20 protein-coding genes and 1 tRNA gene are annotated in these 22,541 nt (G+C 37.5%); 14 read left to right on the top strand and 7 right to left on the bottom strand.

The window, feature by feature from the left end; translation table 11 throughout:
- Positions 1–88: 88 nt before the first annotated feature.
- From M1L62_RS11725 to M1L62_RS11700, 6 genes are all read left to right on the top strand, one after another.
- Positions 89–1,354, top strand: coding sequence for a tyrosine-type recombinase/integrase (locus M1L62_RS11725; RefSeq protein WP_254413222.1), 1,266 nt, complete (start codon positions 89–91; stop codon positions 1,352–1,354).
- A 101-nt stretch (positions 1,355–1,455) separates the two neighbouring features.
- Positions 1,456–2,388, top strand: a complete 933-nt coding sequence (locus M1L62_RS11720; protein ID WP_254413221.1) for a hypothetical protein — start codon at positions 1,456–1,458, stop codon at positions 2,386–2,388.
- A 107-nt stretch (positions 2,389–2,495) separates the two neighbouring features.
- The gene (locus M1L62_RS11715; RefSeq protein ID WP_254413220.1) at positions 2,496–2,822 is read left to right on the top strand and encodes a helix-turn-helix domain-containing protein; all 327 of its coding nucleotides are present in this window, start codon (positions 2,496–2,498) and stop codon (positions 2,820–2,822) included.
- 17 nt (positions 2,823–2,839) lie between these two features.
- Positions 2,840–4,273, top strand: coding sequence for a hypothetical protein (locus M1L62_RS11710; RefSeq protein WP_254413219.1), 1,434 nt, complete (start codon positions 2,840–2,842; stop codon positions 4,271–4,273).
- Positions 4,274–4,512: 239 nt separating this feature from the next.
- Complete coding sequence (locus M1L62_RS11705) at positions 4,513–5,136, top strand: hypothetical protein (protein WP_254413218.1); 624 nt, start codon at positions 4,513–4,515, stop codon at positions 5,134–5,136.
- Positions 5,137–5,141: 5 nt separating this feature from the next.
- Positions 5,142–5,495, top strand: coding sequence for a tetratricopeptide repeat protein (locus M1L62_RS11700; RefSeq protein ID WP_254413217.1), 354 nt, complete (start codon positions 5,142–5,144; stop codon positions 5,493–5,495).
- 314 nt (positions 5,496–5,809) lie between these two features.
- Here M1L62_RS11700 and M1L62_RS11695 read toward each other — a convergent pair whose 3' ends face one another.
- Both M1L62_RS11695 and M1L62_RS11690 read right to left on the bottom strand, forming a co-directional pair.
- Positions 5,810–6,730: a hypothetical protein gene (locus M1L62_RS11695; protein ID WP_254413216.1), complete on the bottom strand. Its 921-nt coding sequence runs from the start codon at positions 6,728–6,730 to the stop codon at positions 5,810–5,812.
- Positions 6,720–8,324, bottom strand: a complete 1,605-nt coding sequence (locus M1L62_RS11690; protein WP_254413215.1) for a type I restriction-modification system subunit M — start codon at positions 8,322–8,324, stop codon at positions 6,720–6,722. Before M1L62_RS11690 ends, M1L62_RS11695 begins: the two co-directional genes overlap by 11 nt.
- 165 nt (positions 8,325–8,489) lie before the next feature.
- Between M1L62_RS11690 and M1L62_RS11685 the strand changes: the two genes are divergently transcribed.
- Complete coding sequence (locus M1L62_RS11685; protein WP_254413214.1) at positions 8,490–9,965, top strand: caspase family protein; 1,476 nt, start codon at positions 8,490–8,492, stop codon at positions 9,963–9,965.
- Between the two features lie 377 nt (positions 9,966–10,342).
- Here M1L62_RS11685 and M1L62_RS11680 read toward each other — a convergent pair whose 3' ends face one another.
- Complete coding sequence (locus M1L62_RS11680) at positions 10,343–10,969, bottom strand: HNH endonuclease (protein ID WP_254413213.1); 627 nt, start codon at positions 10,967–10,969, stop codon at positions 10,343–10,345.
- A gap of 554 nt (positions 10,970–11,523) precedes the next feature.
- Here M1L62_RS11680 and M1L62_RS11675 point away from each other — a divergent pair.
- Complete coding sequence (locus M1L62_RS11675) at positions 11,524–11,985, top strand: DUF3805 domain-containing protein (protein ID WP_254413212.1); 462 nt, start codon at positions 11,524–11,526, stop codon at positions 11,983–11,985.
- A 205-nt stretch (positions 11,986–12,190) separates the two neighbouring features.
- On the opposite strand, the gene M1L62_RS11670 is transcribed toward M1L62_RS11675, so the two are convergent.
- From M1L62_RS11670 to M1L62_RS11655, 4 genes are all read right to left on the bottom strand, one after another.
- Positions 12,191–12,264, bottom strand: a tRNA-Asn gene (locus M1L62_RS11670).
- Between the two features lie 85 nt (positions 12,265–12,349).
- Positions 12,350–12,631, bottom strand: a complete 282-nt coding sequence (locus M1L62_RS11665) for a hypothetical protein (RefSeq protein WP_254413211.1) — start codon at positions 12,629–12,631, stop codon at positions 12,350–12,352.
- 42 nt (positions 12,632–12,673) lie between these two features.
- The gene (gene rsmG, locus M1L62_RS11660) at positions 12,674–13,294 is read right to left on the bottom strand and encodes a 16S rRNA (guanine(527)-N(7))-methyltransferase RsmG (protein ID WP_254413210.1); all 621 of its coding nucleotides are present in this window, start codon (positions 13,292–13,294) and stop codon (positions 12,674–12,676) included.
- Positions 13,285–14,415 (bottom strand): glycosyltransferase, encoded by a 1,131-nt coding sequence (locus M1L62_RS11655; protein ID WP_254413209.1) that lies wholly within the window; start codon positions 14,413–14,415, stop codon positions 13,285–13,287. The genes rsmG and M1L62_RS11655 overlap by 10 nt, the downstream gene beginning before the upstream one ends.
- Before the next feature lie 116 nt (positions 14,416–14,531).
- Between M1L62_RS11655 and tgt the strand changes: the two genes are divergently transcribed.
- The 6 genes from tgt to M1L62_RS11625 all read left to right on the top strand — a co-directional run bounded on the left by tgt (position 14,532) and on the right by M1L62_RS11625 (position 22,540).
- A complete protein-coding gene (gene tgt, locus M1L62_RS11650) occupies positions 14,532–15,665 on the top strand; it encodes a tRNA guanosine(34) transglycosylase Tgt (RefSeq protein ID WP_254413208.1) in 1,134 nt (377 codons plus the stop codon).
- A 225-nt stretch (positions 15,666–15,890) separates the two neighbouring features.
- On the top strand, positions 15,891–17,345 hold the full coding sequence (locus tag M1L62_RS11645) for an OmpA family protein (protein WP_254413207.1): 1,455 nt from the start codon (positions 15,891–15,893) through the stop codon (positions 17,343–17,345).
- 23 nt (positions 17,346–17,368) lie between these two features.
- Positions 17,369–18,568 (top strand): UDP-galactopyranose mutase, encoded by a 1,200-nt coding sequence (glf, locus tag M1L62_RS11640; protein WP_254413206.1) that lies wholly within the window; start codon positions 17,369–17,371, stop codon positions 18,566–18,568.
- Positions 18,569–18,611: 43 nt separating this feature from the next.
- Positions 18,612–19,370, top strand: coding sequence for a polysaccharide biosynthesis/export family protein (locus tag M1L62_RS11635; protein WP_254413205.1), 759 nt, complete (start codon positions 18,612–18,614; stop codon positions 19,368–19,370).
- Positions 19,370–20,107, top strand: coding sequence for a tyrosine-protein phosphatase (locus M1L62_RS11630; protein ID WP_254413204.1), 738 nt, complete (start codon positions 19,370–19,372; stop codon positions 20,105–20,107). Before M1L62_RS11635 ends, M1L62_RS11630 begins: the two co-directional genes overlap by 1 nt.
- A 6-nt stretch (positions 20,108–20,113) precedes the next feature.
- Positions 20,114–22,540, top strand: coding sequence for a GumC family protein (locus tag M1L62_RS11625; protein WP_254413203.1), 2,427 nt, complete (start codon positions 20,114–20,116; stop codon positions 22,538–22,540).
- The last annotated feature ends 1 nt before the right edge of the window (position 22,541 follow it).

The raw sequence follows: 22,541 nt of genomic DNA, 5'->3' as shown, positions 1-22,541 counted from the left end.
AAAATTTTTATCATCCTTTGTATCCGGTATTTATCGGTGTTCACAAAGTTTGTTTGTGAAATTGTTTGCAAATTAAATCTTAAAATTTATGAGTTTATCCAAAGCAACAGCGAAAATTGTCCTCGACAAACGTAGAATTAAGCAAGACGGAAAATATCCGTTAAAATTACGAGTTACATATCTTAGGGAATACAAAGATTACATTATTGCTATCGATTTATCTATGGAAGATTATGAGCGTATAACAACCTCAAAAAAATTGCCTGATTTATTAAGAGATGTTAAAATTCGTATTCAATTTGAGGAGTCCAAAGCAAATCAAATAATAAGAGCTCTTCCAGAATTTGGATTTAAAATCTTTGAATCTCATTATTTCGGTAACACTCCCAAAGCCCATTCGGGAGACATTTATGCCCTAATGGAAAAATATATAGCATTTCTAACGGATTCAGGCCGCATTTCCACAGCGCAATCGTATCAATCTGCATTAAATTCATTGAAGGCTTTTCAAAAACGACTTCGATTTGATGATATAACAGTTGATTTTTTAAAAAAATATGAACGTGAGGCGAAAAATAAAGGAACGAAGGATACTACTGTCGGCATATACCTTCGAAGCTTTAGGACAATTGTCAATCAGGCTATTGAATCGGGATATATGCGTAGAGAGGATTACCCGTTCAAAAAAGGAAAATATGTGATCCCTGCTAGTCAGAATATAAAAAAAGCTCTTACCCAAAATCAAATAGACAGTATAATAGAATTTAAAAGAGTTGGTGGAAGCAATGAAGATATGGCAATCGATATTTGGTTATTTTCTTATTTCTGCAATGGTTTAAATATTAAGGATATTTGCCGACTTCGATATTCAAATATCGAAAACAAAACAATGAGAGTGGTTCGGGCAAAGACTGAATTAACTTCCAGAAATAACCAGAAACAAATTACAATTCCCCTACATGATTTTGCTAAACTGACGATTGATAAATGGGGCAATAAGAATACCGCTCCGGAAAATCACATATTCCCTTTTTTACCTTTGAATGCATCCCCTTTAAGGGAAAGAATGAGTGTCCAGAATGTCACTAAACTGGTAAATAAATATATGAAAAAAGTGGGTAAAACGCTTGACATCAAAATCCCATTGACAACTTATGTAGCTAGACACAGTTTTAGTACCATCATGATGCAAAACGATGCACCGCTAGTATTGATTTCAAGAAGTCTAGGACACAATAGTATTAAAACCACTGAAAATTACTTAGGAAGCCACGAAAATGATGTAATGACCAAATATTCAGACCTCCTTACAAAAGTTAACGTAAGCGAAAAATTCAAATTGCCAACAGAATAACATTCAATAGTCGACCTGACAGTTAACTTTCAAAATTCTTCAAAAAATTCAAAAGAACATGCTAAGTTTAGTCAAAACTTAACATGTTCTTTTTTTCAACAATGGATTTACACAAAAGCTCCTCTATTCCGTTAAATGAGATTGATACATTACTTCACGACACCTTCTTTATTGACTGGATTGAAAAATTCAACGATGGCTTTTTTCAACAGCATCTTCAATATGAAGATTATATAGGTGCATGTCTTCACCAAGAGCTATACGTATTAACAGAGCAATCAATATCTCAGCTTTGGATTGAAATTACGAGCTCTTATTGGGATGAAAAAACAAACTCGGCAAGAGCTAAATTTTACGGACACCGTATGTTAGTAATTTTAGAGAGGGTTAACCTATCTTATATACTTTACTCATATTTTGAGATAGTAAAGAGCTTTTTTTTGGATTTCGAATTTCGTATTAAACACCACCTCAATTGCGATTTGCAGTTTTCATCTGGACTTCAAAATAATCCATACTTTAAAATGGAGCCGAGTCAAAGAAGCTTTCAACAAGAAACCTCCAGTATAAGCAAGCTTCAGCCATTAATAAGAATTTCCAAGGATTTTCTAGAAGCTGAAATTATTGAAGTCCCTAAAAATAATGTAAAGGCTCTAAATGATAAATCTAATTTTTATTCAATAGATCACAGAGCTGCACTACATGACTGCTTAAAATTTCTTGATCCTACAAGAGATAACCGTTCTACTTTGTCTTTTTTAGAATATACGAACTTGTATCTTATACTAACAGAAGTACTAGAAACACGCAACGATACAACTTCAGACAAAAGGTTCACTCATGCTTTGACTACAAAAAATAACAAAACGAATTTAATCAAACATTTCGCAAAATTATCGCAAAAATTAACCCCTGGTACTAGGCCTGACTATCTTATTAGATCCATAAGAATTCTATTTGAATTTAAAGACCAATACCTCACAACCTACAAACATTGGTCAAAAGACACAGATCTGCTCAATAATCGAGTGTGAGTAATGTGATCAAAGATGTGATAAAAGAGATTATTGTGATCACATTTTTATTCAAATTTAAGAGAGGTTCTTTTGCATAAGTTAAACAATTACAAATCAAAACGCTTATGCAAGTACCACAAAATTTTATCGAATCTATTGACACTTCGATGTCAGGAATGAAGGACTTACTAAAACAAATTATTGAAAATCTACCAACTATTACCAACGATTCCACTACCTACCTAACAGTTGAAGAAGCAGCAGATTTATTGTGTATTGCAAAACCAACGCTATATGCCAAGGTTTCAAAACGAGAAGTTCCACATTTTAAGAGAGGAAAAAAGCTCCTTTTTAAAAAGTCTGACCTAGTGAATATAATTGAAGGTAGCAAACGTAAGACCTATCAAGAAATCCGTGAAGAAAGTGAACAACGTAGAGCTAAACTTAAATAATCATAAACATGAAGTCTATGATCACCGAAGAGTTGAAGCTTGATTCCTCTTACGATAAAAAAGTTGAAGAGATAAAATATTTTCAAGAAGTTTATGTACCATGTAACTTTAATATTGATTATCACCTTAGAGTTCACAAGCCCAGGCAATTTAAACCATCAAAAGATCGCCTCCTGTACATTCTAAATCTTTTAATGGAAATACCCTTAAGGGATAAAAGTTTGCTTGATCAGATCAGAGTTAATAGGCAAATTCCTTTTGTAAAATTATCCTCCCAAGTATTGAAAGCCAAAATTCATAATTACCAATTGTATTTAAATTATTTGATCGAAAGTGGAGTATTAGAAACTGATAACCACTATTCCGTTGGGAAATTTTCGAAAGGATATAGATTTACGAGAAGATATCGCCAGATCGCTACGACAAAACGTATCACCGATGTTAAATTAGATAATTCTGAAAAATATCATCGGGATCTGGAAGAAGCAAAAAAAATCTATCCATATCTTATTTCTTGGTTTGATAATTTAGATTTCGATAAAGCCTCCGCTTTGAAATATTTAAAAATTAAGTTTTTAATCGAGGTGAGAGTTTTAAGAAATAAGGATGTCACAACTATGAAGCATAACATCTATCAATGTTCGGTAGCAAGATTTTCAAAAGAAAATTACTATTTCAAGGTTGATCATTATTCTAATAGGCTTCATACGAATTTAAGTAATTTAAAAAGTGAGTTGAGAAATTTCATTACGTTTAAAGGTGAGAAACTTACCAGTATTGATTTAAGTGGTTCTCAACCATTTTTAATATTAAATCTATTGAACCCTCAGTTTTACAATTCTGAAAATGACTGGTTTAGTTTAAAAAAAATTAATTATAATTTATCTATCTTAATCTCCCCTCCCGTCCTGTGCGCCCCTATTAAATCTATTATGTGCGGGACTTTTGAAGAAAATTGGATAATAGAAGAAATTGAAACTTATAAGCAATTGGTCAAGCATAATCAATTTTATGAGCATTGTATTAACATGTTTTCTAAAATTGAAAGAAAAAGAGTCTCCCGTGGGGAGGTGAAGGAGATTATCTTTTCGGTACTATTTTCGTCTAACATCGACACCAATCCGTTTTTAGTGAATAATAAAAGAATATTTAGAGCAGTTTTTCCATTTATTTCGTCTGTACTAGATGCATGGAAAGCAGAAGAAACTAATAACCTCGCAAAGGTCTTACAAAAAATGGAATCCTACTTATTTCTAGAATGCATTACAAGAAGAATAAACGATCAAAGACCAGATATTCCGTTATTTACAATTCATGATTCTATCGCGACTACGGAAAAACATGTAGCTCATGTAACAGATATAATGTTTGAAGAAATAAGTACTAAAACTGGCTATAATCCACATTTTAAAACTGAGGGCTGGACACCAAACAATTTATTTGCAAATTAGGACAAAGATGAATATTCTTGCGTTCATAAACAGAAATCACAAATGACATAATCTTGCTTTAAATATTCGCTTTTAGCTAAAAATCCTGTTCAACGAAATCTGGTAAATTTTAAACACGACAGGGAGCACTAGTTAAACGCCTACGATTTACGTGGGCGTTGCTTTGCTTTTGTCGTGTAGGCTTACCAGAGCCGCGTTGGACTAAGTAAATGTAACGTTCCACGTTTTTTTATTTATTTATGAATAGTTTATTCCCAACTTCTCCAGAAACTGACGGAAGTCGTACAATTCAAAAAGCATATCGTCTTTGGCTCCTTACAGAACAAATTTCAGAATTAATGAATTTTGAGGACAATAAGATACCATATTCTGCTGATGAGATTCGAGTCCTCAGTTCGATGATCGTCCTAAGAGAATTTCGTAAAATTGATTCTGATATTGAGGACTCTGAAAACATTATCCAGCATTTCTTAAAATTTCCAACTTTTCAAATTTCTACAGTCCGCAAAAACTTTTGGCTCAGTGTAGGAGGCAATGATCGTCTCAGCTCAAGGCAAGACATGGCAAAGTTGAAAAGGGAGGAGCGTATAAAGATTGGAGTTGATAACCCTGATAAATTTATTTCAGATCGTCATAGCTTTTACACGAAACTTTTAGATGATTTTTATGGACCACGGAGAATTACTCCTTTCAAAGCGACATATATGCTTTTTTATGAACCACTTATACATTTAGGCCACTTAGACTCTGTGAGCGATTACAGTGAAAAAGTGGATACTGAATTAATGAATATAATAAATTTAAAATTAGAATATATAAGGGATAATATTTTTGAATTTTTTATACCCATTTTACTTATCTAAATATTATGATTTGGTTCATTTTACTGCTAGTTCTAGGCATAATTATATATCTTTATTATAACCATCTTGATAACTCCACCAAGGATCTTGAACGAGATTTCGCAATAGCTAATGAATATCATACTCAGGGAAAATATATTGAGGCTATTGTCATATGGACTCAATATATTGAGAAATACCCTACATATTATCAATTGTGGAATAATCGAGGAGAAGCCAAATATCAGTTAGGTGATTTAAAAGAAGCTTTGAAAGATTTTCAAAAATCTGTTGAACTTAAACCCTTTGGCAACATAAGAGCATATAGAAACTTAGAAAAAACTCAATTTGAAATTGGTAGAGGTCGGAGTAATTTCTAAAATGCGGAATCGAATATTAACTCTTCTTGATCCAAATTAATCAGATTTAATTAATTGTAATTGAATCTGATTAATTAAAATAAAAATTAGTCAGATTTCATTACCTATGGTTCGGTAGAGCATTTAAGTAAAAGTTTTAATTTCTGAAAAGATTGTAGTTCAGATGCAAGGTACACATTATTAACACGGACACATTATACCAATAAATGATATATTGATTTTGAACAACAAGCCAGAATGAATAAAACTAGACAACTCCAAGGTTTCAATCGAGTAGTTTGCAACTTTGGAATTGTCAAATTTTATTCACAATGTTAAACTGATTCGCCCAAATGAATATGATGACTAAATTCTGAATCTGACAATGAGGAAATGAAGGCCGCCCTTGCATTCTCCAAAGACTCATAATATCTCTTAAATGGCTCTGCTACACGTTCAGCTGTTTCGTTACTTAGCGGAAATGGAATCATTATTTCAAGTAATCTATTTCCGACATCTTCTCTATTTGTTTGCATAAATACTATTCGCTCCCACTGTCTCCTTACGGCGGACAAAGACAACGCCCACATTAAGTAAAACTGAGAGAATGATGCTAATTCAGTAGCACGAATGACAATAACTTCCTTAGTCAAAACAACCTTTTGTTGACCTGGCATTAACACACAAAATTCTCCTATATTTTTAGATGCTCGTTCCGGCGAAATTAAGTCATACGGTTTTAATCCAGACTCTTCCCCCCGCCAAAACTGCTTTGCTAGCGAACTTGGAATCATATTGGTTGGATTTATATTCACCGAACCTGCTCGCAAATCAGAAACCTTTATATATGGAATTTCTCCAATTCGTTGATCAGAGCTAGGACTACCGTGACCATTTGAAACAGTAATGATACCAGAAGCTTTCAGCTCGCCTAATGTTTTCAACTCAAAGATATTTCGATCAGAAATTAAGTGTTGTATCTCCTCATTTAGACCTTTATCATGGTACTTAGGAACATAAATATCTTTTTCAAGCGCATCGGACTCTGGAAAATATCCAATATCACTCCTATTAAACATTCCAATTCTGATCATATCACAAGCCTCCGCCAAACTGTCATTAATATCACTATTAGACCTTATTCCAGTTTCAGGATTTACAATGTATTGTTCGTGGCCATCTTTATTAATTCCACAAGTATTGGCATTAATAATTAATATTTCATTATCTCGAAACCAATCAGGCTTATGCGACATTTTCAAAAGGTTTTTTTTCCAAAATATAAAAATTAGTCTTTGCTCTACAGAACCCTTGAAAAGCTTCCATTGGTATATTTACAATCGCTCTGAAAATAAATCTTTCATTTATCCATTGCCTTAACCAAGCGTATGATGGTGAAAACATATAAGTTTCTGGTAAAATAATTCCTAGCCTACCTCCATAAGTAAGCAATTCATGACACCGCTCCATGAATAAAATACCAAGCTCTCTATCCTCGAACTTTGTGCTGTGAAATGTATAGTTCCCATTTGAATCCTTGATGTTTTTTCTTGCAATGAGAAGCCCAGCAGCCTTTGCATCTACATTGCTCATTCTAAGATTCTGGCCAAAGGGCGGGTTTGTTACAATACATGTGAATGACATCGGGATAAGACTTGATTGCAAGTCCTGAAAAGTTGTACTCCATAGATGTTTTCGTAAAGAATCTCCCAAAAATGTATGAGTAGAACCATCTCCAATGGTTAACATAATTGCTTTTGTCAACTTTACGTTTATGCGATCTTTATCAACACCAAATAAATGTCTTTGCGCCCAACCTTTTGCATCTCCATCATCCATTGCTGGAAAAGATTCTCTTAATTGCCGATAACTTTCAAGCAAAAATCCACCTGTACCACACGCAGGATCGAGAACTTTATCGCTAGGATGTATCTGCATTAATTTTACAACGCTTCTTATTACTGGGTAGGGTGTATAATACTGTCCTTCTGCAGATTTAAGACTCGCAGTTCGAAATACTTGAAAAGCCTCCGATACGGCATTTAGAGACGCTTCTCTAAGTTTGAATTTTGCTAATTCATATGCGGCAAGACTTATTGTATGGTCGTCAAAGTTTATATCATTATCTGAGTCAGTTAAAAATATGTCACTATGAGCAATCCTCATGCCTTGAAAAAGCTGCCTTATTTTAGATGCTGTTTCGTGTTCAGTGTCCCAGACCTGAAACGGAACAGATGCTTCAGGATTGAATTTTGCTATCTTATCTCCTTCTAATTTAGCAAGAATTACATTACAAAGGTTATTTAATTGATCATCTCTCCTTGTACTTCTGCTGTCCTGCGAAACAATGACATTCAAAAGCCTAGTAAAGGTTTTTTTCAAATCGGAAGTTAAAGGATCAACTAAGTCTCTCCATTTCATCTTGGAGAGTCCTGATCTCAATAGAGATTCTCCGGGACGAGGTAAAGTGCCATTGTTAACAACAGAATATCCCCCTTCAGGTGTTTTATATACTAGGCAAATATTACTTCCATTACTCCAAATACCCAACAATACGTGGGGCTCCAAGCCCATATAAATTTTAAGTTGATTTACACCTTCCTGAACATTAGGGGCCTTAGTTTCGATGATAATCTGAATATGTTCATAATTACCCAAGTTGGAGGCGTTGTCAAATATTGCAATATCTACAGGAAAACCTTGAAAGTTCTGCCCCGCTTCCCTTTTGCTCGCTTCGCTAGGAAACTTAGGCACCTTCCATTCTGGCTCAAATTGAATTTGATTTCTGTCCCAACCCAAATTGTTTAATAGAGATAGTAAGGGTAATCTTGTTTCGGTATGCTCACTCATTCTTTATACTTTATTTTAACCACAATTTTCCTTTTATTGCGAATACTTGCAAACTAATCAAAATTACCTATTTTCCCGGATTAAAATCCGTCCAGAAATAGTTGAATTTATAAATGTGTAATTCTCACATTGTAGCGACCAAAATAAGTATTAAATCTCGCATAGATGTATAATAAGACAATAGCGTTAGTTATAGGAAATGATGACTATCCAGATCACAGTTTAAACAATGCAGTAAATGATGCTAACAGTATTTCCTTAATTTTTCAACGATTGGGATATGATTTGATACTAGAAACAAACGCAGGATACATATCTCAAAATGAAGCATTTGTAAAATTTAGAGAAGAAATAAAAAATTATGACATAGCAATTTTTTATTTTGCAGGGCATGCAATTCAAATTAATGATACAAATTATTTGACATCGGTTCAAACAGATTTCGCAAGTGAAGGTAGAGCCATTTATACTTCTCTATCTTTAAACGAAGTTATTTCTGTAATGGATAGGTCAGGGACGAAAGTCAACATAATAATTTTAGATGCATGTCGCGATGACCCTTTCAAAGCGTCCCGATCAAGGGGTATTTCCCAGAACGTTTTGGCGCCAGTTTTTGCTCCGAGAGGAACCCTAATAGCATTCTCTACATCTCCAGGGCAGCGAGCAAAAGATGGCCAAGGTGCAAATGGCTTATATACAAGTGCACTACTTGAACATATACTTGAACCTCACCTAAAAATAGAAGAGTTATTTAAAAGAGTCCGAGGTACAGTGTTTACTTTTTCGAAAGGAAGTCAGGTAAGTTGGGAACACACCTCTTTAATTGGAAATTTTTGCTTTAACAATGGGCAATTAGTTCACAGTTTAAATCTTCCCTATTCATTAAATGTTATCAAGGACAACCAGTATGTTATTGGCGATTCTGCGATTGATGAAATAATCAGCGACTTAAAATCTGGTAACTTTTATTCGCAAAACAATGCAGTTGACTCTTTTTGCGCCATTAACTTAAACAATATAGATAAGAACCAATTATTTATTTGCGGGCGATTAATTTTAAGAGCGGCTCATCAGGGCTCTTTTAATTGTATTAATTTTGTACGGCAGTTAGAAAAGCAAATTTCTAACTTAAGTGCCCACTTACAAATTCACGTCATAAACGGAATCTGCTACGACTTATACTTTAATTCAGAAGGAAGTTTTAGACAAAACCAAATTAATTCAACATTTTTCAATGAAATTTTAAATTTAATTGAATTACCTAAATTTTCAGCAACCTTAGAATTTTTAAGAGATATTTTAGTTCCATATCGGCAAAGCTTATTTTACATCCCAGATATTGATAGGGATGGGGTTGTTATCAATATTTTCGCAATTGAAACAAAAGCAAAGGATCACATAAACGAACAAGAGGTTACTATATCTTCTGTTACACTAAATGGTAATGATATATATAACGAAAAAACAAAAGATTCATCGTCAGAATACTATTTCGACGACATAATTAGATATCATGTTGTCGATAAATACTTATCTGACAAATTGTTAATTCCATTAAGCAAATTTAAGAAGACCATAAATATTTCAGTTGAAGATTACACATTCGTTAACTTTCCTGACTCTAAAATATTTTTAAAATAAACAACAATTAAATTTACTTCTTTCTGGTAGTCCTTAACTTCTGTCCAATAAATCGGAAAAATAGAGATGAAAATCAAACTAGAGTAGTGCACTTAATATCTGGCAAAGAAGTGGTAATAGGAAAAACCTGTGATAGTGTAGCAGCGTAACACGTTATTTCGTAGAAACGAAGAGACCCTATTTCAATTACATCCGCAACTATCGAAGATGGTAAGATAAAGGATACAAACAAAAAAGGCTACTTATTACGGTAGTATTTTTTCGGAAAATGAACCTCGTTATTTGAATTTGGTTCACAAATATCGGGTATAAAGTTCTCATTGCAGCTTTTTTAATAGCTAAGGTAAGCTTAAAACCACGCTACTGTTTGTATCATATTATTGCGGCACTTTGAATATTCTGAGATTATGATAATCGATAAATTCTTGCCCAACTCCTTGCTTATTGTTGGCAATTTTCTTCCTATCAAGCCAGACCAATCCGTTATCGCACCTTACATGACAATTAGGACATAAAATAATTATGTTATGTTTAACGTCAGGGCCATTATGAGGCTGCCCCAAGGGACGCAAATGGTGCCCTTCGGAATACAGCTTACCATTGGGAAATTCAATATTTTCTTGACATAGTTGACAGGTACTTTTTACCATCCTCTTAATTTCCTGAACAAGTAGGGTATCTCGCTTAATTCTATTGTAAACAGCTATATGCCGTTCTGGCGTTTCATTACCAACTCGAAAGCTTGTATAATTCTCGTTTCGAATGTTAAAAACTTCAAAGTTTCTTAAACCCCAGATACCTTTACCCAAACCTTCTACTGAAAAAAATAGGTCTTCTTTATTTGAATAAGACTTAGTATCCGATGAATGTTGCTGCAACGTTCTCCTCACAGTTGACATAATAGGATTTCTATTTAGTTTACTATACTCCCTGAAAATCTCTTTTAATGAACCTTTACCATTTAGATTAATCAAGGCTTGTTTTAAATCATTTAGTACAACCATATCAATTATTAAATAGTCAAATCTAGCCAGCTATTTTTATGTATAAAAAATAAGAGGCGTAATAACCCAATAATTCTTTAGAAAACAGTAATCATCACGATATGATAATTCTTTCTTGTTTATAGCAAAATTTATTAAAGAGCTCCTTTTACCTAAGCAACAATATATGGACTTTGCTGCTATGTTACTACGGCAACTTTTTTTTAATATGTAGTTTTGATATACGAATTGATGGCTACCCCTTATTGAACAACCCCCCACTAGTGTTTTAGTAGTTGGATACACCCCCTGTCCTTTAAACTTAATTTGTGAACGTTAATGTTAGGTAGCGGATCTATGGCTAAATATTGTATAATAAAAGAGGCCCGAATTTAAGAAAACCAATACATTTATAGCATATTAATGTTACACTCTCTTTAAGTGTATTTTTTAGCACCTCAGAGAGATCCAAACTCCATCACAGACTTATCTCATATCACAAGCAATTCCATTCTCTAAGACTATATTTACGTTGTTTTTCATTATTCACTGTAAGCATCCGTAAAAAAGACGTTATGAGTAGTAAGCATTTTATTTCTAGAAATGGTTGGTTTTCTCTTTCCCTGCCCGATGGATGGGAAGAATATAATGATGGAGATGATTCTGATAATTATGCATTTTTTAATGCAGCAGCAAAATCATGGACAGGTAATTTTAGAATAACATCTTTTCGATGGACAGACCTTATAGATTCTTCTGAGGATAAAGCCAGTCAGTATATTGAGGAAGAACTTGCTAAGGAAGGTGTTCAAAATATAAGATTGGGATCATTTAATTGTGCGCACTACAAGGAAGAATCGATTCAAGATGATGATGAACAAGTTGTCTATTATTGGATTACTGGAAAGACAAGTGATTTGTACATCTGCTCCTTCGTTATAGATAAAAAGCAAGAAAATACCTCGATCAATTTACAAGAACTAGATTCTGTACAAAATATGATTGGGAGCATTCAACCTAACTATGCTACGAAATGAAAATGCTCCAAAAGGGACTGTCAAAAAAAACCTACTTACAACCTTAATACTTATGAGCATTTTAATTCTTCCGACTTTTCAGATTGTTTACCGATCCTTCATTAATTAACGTAGTCAGATATTAAGATAAAAGATGTTTGTGAAATTGTTTGCAAATAAAAAAAGCACTTACAAGTTTTATCTCGTAAGTGCTTCTAATTCAGGGCTCCCGAAGTTGGGCTCGAACCAACGACCCTCTGATTAACAGTCAGATGCTCTAACCGGCTGAGCTATTCAGGAATTTCAAATCCGATTGTGTATCTGAATTATGGTGCAAATATAGGGATTCGATAAATATGACGCAAGTCTCAGGCAAAAATATTTTTTAACTTTGAACCTGCTGAAGGATTAACTCCTTGACTTTCTTGGCATCTCCCTTCGAAAAATTATTGATAATTATTTCAGGACGCATGCGAGGGATCACCCGAATGGTTGAAAAAAAGATACTATTTTCAATTTCGACTCCTGAAATATCCGAATAGAAAACAAAGTTGTCCGTACTTCTGAAAAGTTTCTTCACTTTAAAAGTCACTCCTTTTTCTCCAAATGTTACTTCGTCCGGAAAAAGGGGATTCATTAGCCCACTGGCCTTAAAACGCTCATTCATATTATTATCGTTAGAAAAAGTTTACGCTGATCAAAAAAATGGTCACAAAGGTACGTATACTACCTTTTTTGTTTCAAAAAATTCTTCCTCAAAATAGTCCGACAGATCATAACTCCGTGTTTTCATTTTAAGCTCGGCAAGTTCTTCGGTAAGATCACCGCCTTTTAGATATAAAATACCGTTCCTAAGCGTATGAAATGAATTGCGGCTGATATTCTTGCGCACCCACCCCACAAAAGGCGTGATACGTGTCACAGCGCGGCTCACAACAAACTCATAGGTATCATCCAGCTTTTCAGCCCTGATCTGCTCTGCTTTCACATTTTTCAGATCAAGCGCCGTTGCGATCTCCTGAACCACCCTGATTTTTTTACCAATGCTGTCCACCAGATGAAACTGGGTATCCGGGAACATAATCGCAAGGGGGATGCCGGGAAATCCGCCTCCGGTTCCCACATCCAGCACCGATGTACCCGATTTAAACTGCATCACTTTCGCAATGCCCAGAGAATGTAAGACGTGCCTTTCATATAAAGTATCGATATCCTGGCGGGAAATTACGTTCACTTTTGAATTCCAGTCCTGATACAATTCTTCCAGACGTGCAAATTTCTCACGCTGCGTATCAGTTAAATCCGGAAAGTATTTTAAGATTAATTCCATGAGGTTCGTGGTTTTCTTCTTGTCATCACAAAAAAGCCGAAGAAGACATAATAAATAAAAAATGCAAAATCCATCAACAAAAAGCTGAACCACTCAACGGTATTATCCAGTTTTCTATTGATGATAAAAAAGAGTACCCACTGGATTATCCAGCGTACTCCAACAACGATCCCCAGCTCCTGAAGCAAAAGAATATCTTTACTAACCAATGCGTAGGTCAGTGTAAGCAGGCCCAAAAGCCAGACTGCCACATGCGATGCCGAAAGAATTCCCAGCATGACCTTATTCCGTTTCCGGTAAAACTGGCTAACCGCCAGATGTCTTCTTTTTTGCCGCAGCCACCCCGACCAGGTAGATTTAGGCTTGGAGTAAACAAAAGATTCAGGTTCGATGGATATGGCCGTATTGGAACTGGTTGACACTTCATTTAAAAAAATATCATCATCCCCTCCCATAATATGGCGGTGCCGGTAAAAACCTTTGTTGGCAAAAAACACCTGCGTTTTGTACATGATATTCCGTCCTACGCCCATATAGGTCAGCCCCGACAGTGAGAAGGAAAGATATTGAACAGCGGCGTAAAAAGTCTCACACCTGATAAACCAGTTTAACAAGCCCGATTCCTTTTCATACGGCGAAAAACCGATTACGATATTTTTCTCTTCATTAATCTGAGAAGTCATCGCGGTAATCCAGTGTAATGAATTTGGGCGGCAATCTGCGTCGGTCATCAATGCCACCGGAAACTTTGCCTGCTTCATCCCCACGGTTAAAGCATATTTCTTAGGCGTCACGTGCGCAAATTCGTCGTTGATACGGATGTAACGGATATTTTTCCAGCTGTGAATATTTTCACGCATAAAATCCTCACTTCCGTCGTCAGAACGGTCGTCCAGCAGAATTACTTCGAATTCCGGATATTCCTGCGCGTCCAAAAGTGGCAATAACTCTGTAAGATTTTCCTTTTCATTCCAGGCACAAACCAATACAGTCACACCAGGGGCTTCATTTCCGTAATTTGTACTTCTCCCGTAAAATGCCAGGCGTGTAAAAACAAAAAGGTAATAAAACAGCTGAATCAGAACAAATGCGCCAAGCGCATAAAGTAGAGAATCTGTCACGATATCGGGGGGTTGTAAATTTTTTCTATATCTAATCCCACAAATATACAGTCATTGTCAGGAATGTTAGTTGCCTACCGCCTATTTTTGCAGACTCATATTTATTAATACCATTAATGAAGTTCACGTTACAAACTCAGGATCCGCAATCAAAAGCACGCGCTGGTGTTGTGGAAACCGACCATGGAACAATTCAAACGCCGATTTTCATGCCCGTCGGTACTGCCGGTACAGTAAAGGCGGTTCACCAGCGGGAGCTGAAAGAGGATATCAAGGCACAAATTATATTAGGCAATACATACCACCTGTATCTCCGCCCGGGACTGGACATTCTCCAGAAAGCAGGCGGACTCCATAAATTTAATGGCTGGGACAAACCGATCCTTACCGATAGCGGCGGATATCAGGTTTATTCCCTGGCTGGAACTGGGAGGAAAATTAACGAACAAGGTGTGGTATTTAAGTCACACATTGATGGTGGGATACACACTTTCACGCCCGAAGGCGTTATGGACATCCAGCGTACCATTGGTGCCGATATTATCATGGCATTTGATGAGTGTACACCCTACCCCTGCGACTTTACCTATGCACGAAATTCCATGGAAATGACGCATCGCTGGCTGGGACGCTGCTGCACCCGCTTTGACGAGACGCAGCCATTATACGGACATAGCCAGACATTGTTCCCGATTGTGCAAGGAAGTGTGTATAAAGACCTTAGAAAACAATCGGCCGAGGTGATTGCCTCTTACGAACGCGAGGGAAATGCCATTGGCGGATTATCCGTAGGCGAGCCGGCCGAAATAATGTACGAACTTACGGAGGTCGTTTGCGACATTTTGCCAAAAGATAAACCACGTTATCTGATGGGCGTCGGCACACCTGCCAACATTCTTGAATGCATCGCGTTGGGTGTAGATATGTTCGATTGTGTAATGCCGACCCGTAATGCCCGTAATGGCATGATTTTTACTACCGAAGGCATAATAAACATAAAAAATGAAAAGTGGAAAGATGATTTATCTCCAATAGACAAAAATCTCGGGGGTTATGTCAGTACATTCTATTCTAAAGCGTACCTTCGTCATCTGGTGAAATCAGAGGAGATGTTGGGTGCGCAGATCGCAAGTGTACACAATCTGACTTTCTATTTGTGGCTTGTAAATACAGCAAGAGAGAAAATAATCGAAGGCACATTTACAACCTGGAAAAAAGAAATCGAAAAAAAATTAATGCAACGCCTTTGAAAGTTAGAAAAAGAACATTTCTTTCGGGAAGAATTTGTTTTAATTGCAGTTTTATTGAGGTATTTCAAAAATAGAAGTTGATAAAATGACATTGTTAATCTAATTTTGTGCCCACTAGGCATTTGATAATAGAATATCTGGCCACGAAAAAATATATTGTTTTTATTATAAATTGATTATTAAAGATCAATCCTAGTTAATCTTAATAACGCTAACTTGAATAGTATGAAAAAAGTATCCCAGTTGATTTGTTCGCTTGCCTTGGGGTCATTGATGGCTTTGCCTTCAGTAGCACAACCCTTAGAGCAACCGAATTCTCCGGATTACAATCCAAAAGCTACGTACGACGGCCCTTACAAATTGAATACATGGTCAATTGCGATTCATGGAGGTCCATCTATGTTTTTCGGTGATTTGAGAGAATACGATTTCTGGCCTGTTAATAAAGATAGCGACGACAGCCGCAAAGAATCAGGAACTTTTCAAGGAGGCATTACAATCAACAAACAACTTTCATATTTGTTTGGTGCTCGTTTGGACGGATCTATCGGTACATTGAAAGGTATGAAACGTCGTAATTACAGCCGTTTCTTCCAGGCTAACTACCAGGACGTTTCTTTGTCAGGAACTGTTAACCTTAAAGGTCTTTTGATGGGCCCTAATAAAATGAAGCGTTGGAAAGTTGACGCTTACGTTGGGTTTGGTCAAATTTTCTATGATTCCAAAGCTTATGACTTGTCTCCAAGCGAACCAAAAGTGCGTGAAACTGGCAAGAAAAATGACTGGATCATTCCAACAGGTCTTAACGTGAGCTACGAATTGACTCCACGTCTTGACCTTGGACTTGACTTCCGTCTGAACTATACAAATTCTGATTATCTGGATGCTACCTGGGGTGGTGACTACGACAGAAATGCAAACCTTACTGCTATCAAAGATGCCAAAACTTCCCGCAAAGGAAATTCTGAATTGGATAGCTACGGATACGGTTCTGTTGTTTTGACTTACAAACTTGGTAAGAAACCACTTAAAGTTAAGAAAGAAGACGGAAAATGGGCTTACAAACCAGAAGATGGATACTACCACCTTCGTTACACAGACCCAAAAGTATTGTTGAAGCCTGTTAAGATCCTTACACTTGAAGAAATGGACTCAGTTGCAAAAGCAAACCGTCCAAAGGATATCGATCCAAGATTGCTTCTTGATACTGACGGTGACGGTGTTTCTGACTTCTTCGATAAAGAACCAAATTCTCCAGCCGGAAGCATTGTTGACGGTAGCGGTCGTGTACTTGACTTTGATACTTACGTTAAAAATGCACTTGCAACAGGAGCAGCTTGTAGCGAAATCTTTGCAAACGTTCAGTTCGATACGGACAAAAACGTTCTTAAACCTGAATTCCAGGATATGTTGAAAAACGTTGCAATGTTGATGAACAAAAACGGATGTCGTCTGCAATTGGCTGGTCACGCTGACCGTCGTGCCACGGATCGTTACAACATGGCACTTTCTCGCCGTCGTGTGGATGCAGTTAAAAACTTCCTTATCAACGAAGCTGGCTTGAAAGATCCTAGCAAAGTAATCGTAGACTACTTCGGTTCATTCAAACCAATCGCTGACAGTGCAACACGTGATGGTCTATTGAAAAACCGTCGTGTAGAATTGAAACTTCTTCCATAAGTAAGAATATAAATTCTATTGAAATGAGAAAGGCTCCCGATGGGAGCCTTTCTCATTTCAATTCATTAGCTTTGCCTTATCATCACACCGTTAAAAATATTCACACAAAATCAAACATGGCTCAATACGATTATTTAATAGTAGGTGCAGGACTGTGGGGTTCTGTTTTTGCGCATGAAGCTACAAAAAGAGGTAAAAAATGTCTGGTTATCGACCGACGCACACATACGGGAGGCAATACCTACTGCGAAAACGTAGAAGGTATCAATGTTCACAAATACGGTGCGCATATTTTCCATACCAACGATAAAGAGATCTGGGACTATGTAAACTCTTTTGTGGAGTTCAACCGCTACACCAATTCGCCGGTTGCTAACTATAACGGTGAACTTTACAACCTTCCTTTTAACATGAATACCTTTTACCAGTTGTGGAAGGTGCGCACACCGGCGGAAGCGAAAGCGAAAATCCAGGAGCAGGTAAAAGAAGCAGGCATTACCAACCCAAAAAACCTGGAAGAGCAGGCTATTTCTCTGGTTGGCGTTGATATTTATGAAAAGCTGATCAAAGGATATACCGAAAAACAGTGGGGCAGAAAAGCAACCGAACTTCCTGATTTTATCATCAAAAGACTTCCGGTGCGTTTTACATATGATAACAACTACTTCAACGACAAATATCAGGGTATTCCGATCGGCGGCTACAACAAGTTAACCGAAGGTTTACTGGAAGGTATTGAAGTAAGACTTGACACGGACTTTTTCCAAAACCGCGAGGAATTAAGCGCACTGGCGGAAACGATTGTTTATACAGGCCAGATTGACGAATATTTCAATTTCAGCCACGGCTCGCTGGAATACCGCAGTCTAAAATTTGACAATCAGCTGCTGGACCAGGAAAACTACCAGGGGAATGCCGTAATCAATTACACGGATGCCGAAACGCCTTTTACCCGTATCATTGAGCACAAGCATTTCGAATTCGGTACGCAGCCTAAAACGGTTATTACACATGAATATCCGTCAGAGTGGACAACGGGTGCAGAGCCTTACTATCCTGTGAATGACGATAAGAATACGGCCGTGTTCAGCCAATATAAAGATTTAGCCGCTAATGAAGGCAACGTCATATTTGGCGGTCGTCTGGCGGAATATCGTTACTATGATATGCACCAGGTTATCGGCTCGGCATTAAAAAAAGTACGTGTTCATTTCGGTGAATAAGTAAAAATAACACACACTATAACGCCTTCGGGTGCTTTTAAATATGAAATCTCAGGCCGCTACCAGCGCAGCTTTGCTGTTGCTGGTAATCATGTCCGGTTGTAAATCTCAAAGAAATTTACCTGAAATCAGATCAGAAAATTTCACTGACAATCCGGTACAGCAATTCAAAAGTGCTTACCTGATTAAATCAGGGGATAAGTTATTGGTTAACAACCTGAACTGGTTTTCAGCTTTATTCCCCGATCCGGCCAAAACATCCGGGGCTTCGGGTACTGATACCGGCGGTTATCAAACAGGCGTACACGAAGACGGTACAATTAATATGCCCGAAATCGGCAAGATTCATGTAGCGGGGCTGACCCGGGCAGGACTTGCCGATTCACTGGCGCTTCGTTACAAAGATATTGTACGCGATCCCATCTTTGAAGTAACAATTACCAATTTACGGGTGAAAGTCCTCGGTGCCTGTAACATTCAGGGGGTTATTGCGTTGGATAAAGAGACGCAATCGCTTGGCGAAGTATTGGCAAAAGCAGGCGGAATAAAATTCAATGAAGCAGGAGAAAAAATTCAGATTATCCGGGGCGACGGTCAGGAACAGAAAATAATTGAGTACGATTTCCAGCAACTTGGCGACCCGAGAATTATGAACCTTGCTGTGTATGACAACGATATTATTTATATCCCGCCCTCAAAAGAAGGCATGCGCTCCGTGAAATTATCCCGCAAACTGATACTTCTTCAACCCGTGCTGATTGCACTCAACCTCGCATTACTTGTGATTAATCTTACCAAATAATGATTCCCGCTATTGTAGATTCTGAGAATAATGAAATCCTGAAAACGCTTGGCTGTGACCTTCATATGCATGTGCTTCCGGGCATCGACGACGGGGCACAAAATCTGAATGACAGCCTGGCTCTTGTCGATGCACATTATCGCGCAGGAATCAGAAAGATCATTGCAACACCCCATATCCGGATGGATTTTTTCGTCAATACACAGGAATCTATCCACAATGCCTGGCTCCGGCTTACCGAGATCACCCGTGAACAATATCCTGACCTTGTCATCAAATATGCCGCTGAATATTTTGCCGACGACTATTTCCTGACATTGCTGGACAAGGATGAAATTCTCCCACTGGCAGGCAATTACGTGCTGGTTGAAACGTCGCTCCGTCACGATCTGGTTTATTTCAGAGATATTTTAAAGGAGATGATTTTGAAAGGTTATCAGCCCGTAGTGGCACATCCGGAACGATACAAAGCGTGGCATAATAACCCGGAACGTTACAACGAGATTTATGAGCTCGGTGTTATTTTCCAAATAAATTTACTCTCCATTGGCGGCGCATATGGGCCCACAGAGCAAATTATGGCGGAAAGGCTGATTCAGCAAGGCTGGATTGGCGCACTGGGAAGTGACCTTCACAGAGTTAGTCAGTATAAGTATATAAAACAGGCTGTTGAGAATCCTTATTTCGAAAGTTTAAGGGATTTCAAACTACTGAATCATACTTTACATTCTGACTGACACAGCATGAACAAAGGGAATGACAGTGCTTTTTTTGAAGAATTTCTTAATCACTCTGATTCCCTCGATTTCCAAAAGGTTTTCAAGGTGATTCGCAGCCGCTGGTACTGGCTGGCCGGATCACTATTATTTTTCGGAGTGCTGTGTTTTCTATACCTGAAACTTATCACGCCGGAATACATTGCCACCACAAACCTGAAATATTCAGAGCGGCAGTCGGAGCTGGATGAAATTTCAAGCGCCAAACCGACCTTCCTCATTAATAACGGCAGTTCCGATTATCTTACCGAAAAGTATAATATTCGATCGCAGGAGGTTGTCGAAAATGCCCTGATAAAACTTGATAATCCTTTTACTTTTTACAGGCTCAAAGATTTTCGCGAGATCGATCTGTATCCCGTTAAACCGCTGCACCTTAGAGTGCTTGATTTTGATCCGGCCACTTTCGAAAATGGCTCTTTTTTAATTGATAAAACACGCCAGATCTCCTACCAGTCTGCCCGTTTAAAAAAAGCAACAGCACTGATCCAGGGTTCCACTTTTACAGTCCCGGGTTTGTCTTTTGTTGTTGAACAAATAAATATCGCGGATGACTATGCCTTTAAGTTTGTCTTTAACAATCCATCGATGCTGGCCCGGGACTTCATCAAACACATTGAAGTAAAGGAAGTTGAAGAAGAAATGCCCGTGCTTACGCTTTCTTTCAAACATCATAACCGGCCATTTGCCAAAGATTTTTTAGAGAAACTGCTGGAATCATATCAGGAACATGATCTTAAACAAAAACAACGTTCCTCTGATTTGACGCTCAGGTTTATTGAGGAACAGGTAAAAATATATGCTACCGCTTTGAAAGAAGCCGCCCGTGCGCTGGAAGTTTTTAAGCAGAAAAATACGGTGCTGGATATCGACGCATCAGCTACTGAAATATCCGGGAAAGCCCGGGAAGCCGAGCAGCGTAAGAATGAATCCGAGATTCAGAAGGCTTATATCACCATGCTGGAAAATAATCTGGGGGCCACGTTTGAGCCTGTAAACTACCTTTCAGTTGGGTTGGACGGAACTACGGATGCTGTGCTTGTCGGGTTACTGGAACAATTCAATGTGTTAATTTCCAGACGAAAAGAACTACTGGTCAAATACAGTGCTAGCGCTCCGGCAGTTAAAAATCTGGACGAAGAACTTGGAAGATATCGCAGACAGATTCTGGACAACATATCGCTGCAAAAACAAAAAAATACTGCCGTTACTAAAATACTGGATTCCAACATCCAATCCCTGAAAAAGCGGTTTAATCAGATTCCGGCACTTGAGAAAAACTACATTTATCTCCAGAGCAACTTCGAGGTTAATAAAAATATCTATTCGTTATTGTTGAATAAAGAAATTGAATCCTCGATTGTACGGGCCGGCATGCTTCCATCTTTTAAGGTCATTACGCTTATGGAAGTAGATAAAGTTTTACCAAAACCTGCGCAGAGCATTACTTTATCTATTTTTCTGGGCGTTCTGACAGGTCTTTCCTTAATCTTTCTGGTGCGTTACTTCAATACAAAATTTGTCAGAATTGAGCTCATTGAAAAATCTGGCGTTATCAGCCTTTTAGGTCTTATTCACCATTTCGATTCAAAGGCAGACCAGGATAATATCCGGGAGTTAAGTAAATTCCTTGCCGGTAATACCATTTTCACCGAGTCAATAAGCGCAATACGTACCAAAATCAGCTTTTTAAAAACCGATGAAAACCTTCATCCTGAAAAAGGAAAACAAATTTTAATTACCTCGGAAACCTCTGGAGAAGGTAAAACTTTTGTGTCGGTTAACCTGGCTTTGTCCCTTACCAAAATCGGCAAAAGGGTTATTGTCATCAGCTGTGATTTACGGAAATCCCAATTGCATCATTTTTTTGAGGATATGAACCGGGATGGACTAAGTACGTATCTCCAAAAACCTGGGTCAGCCCTACCGGTCAAATCCTCGACCATACAAAACCTGGATTATATCGCAGCAGGACCTGCCCCATTCAATCCTGCGGAGCTTTTACAAGGAAATCAGTTTCAGGAACTGTTATCGTTTTGTCGTTCAAATTACGACTACATTATCCTGGATACCGCGCCTGTTGGATTAGTCTCAGATAACATTCCGTTGTTGACAAGCAGCCATATGGTTATATTCATTTTACGCTGGTTGTATTCCAATCAGGATTCTCATAAGCTTGCTTCCCAACTGGCAAAAGATTACGAAATCAGTAAAATACAGATGATCGTCAATGATTTTTCCCCCGACGCATTGTATGATCCGGTTACCAACGCTTCTCATCATGGTAGCGAATATGGCTATTACCGATATGATTATGCTTACATGAACGCAGATTTGAAGAAAGAAGGAACATTGGCAAAAATTAAAAACAGGCTCAGCGTAAACCATAAATAAA

This window comes from Dyadobacter diqingensis, from assembly GCF_024220585.1.
GTDB classification, from domain to species: Bacteria; Bacteroidota; Bacteroidia; order Cytophagales; family Spirosomataceae; genus Dyadobacter; species Dyadobacter diqingensis.
The sequence above is the reverse complement of the archived record's forward strand: the minus strand, read 5'-3'. Positions and strand labels throughout refer to the sequence as shown.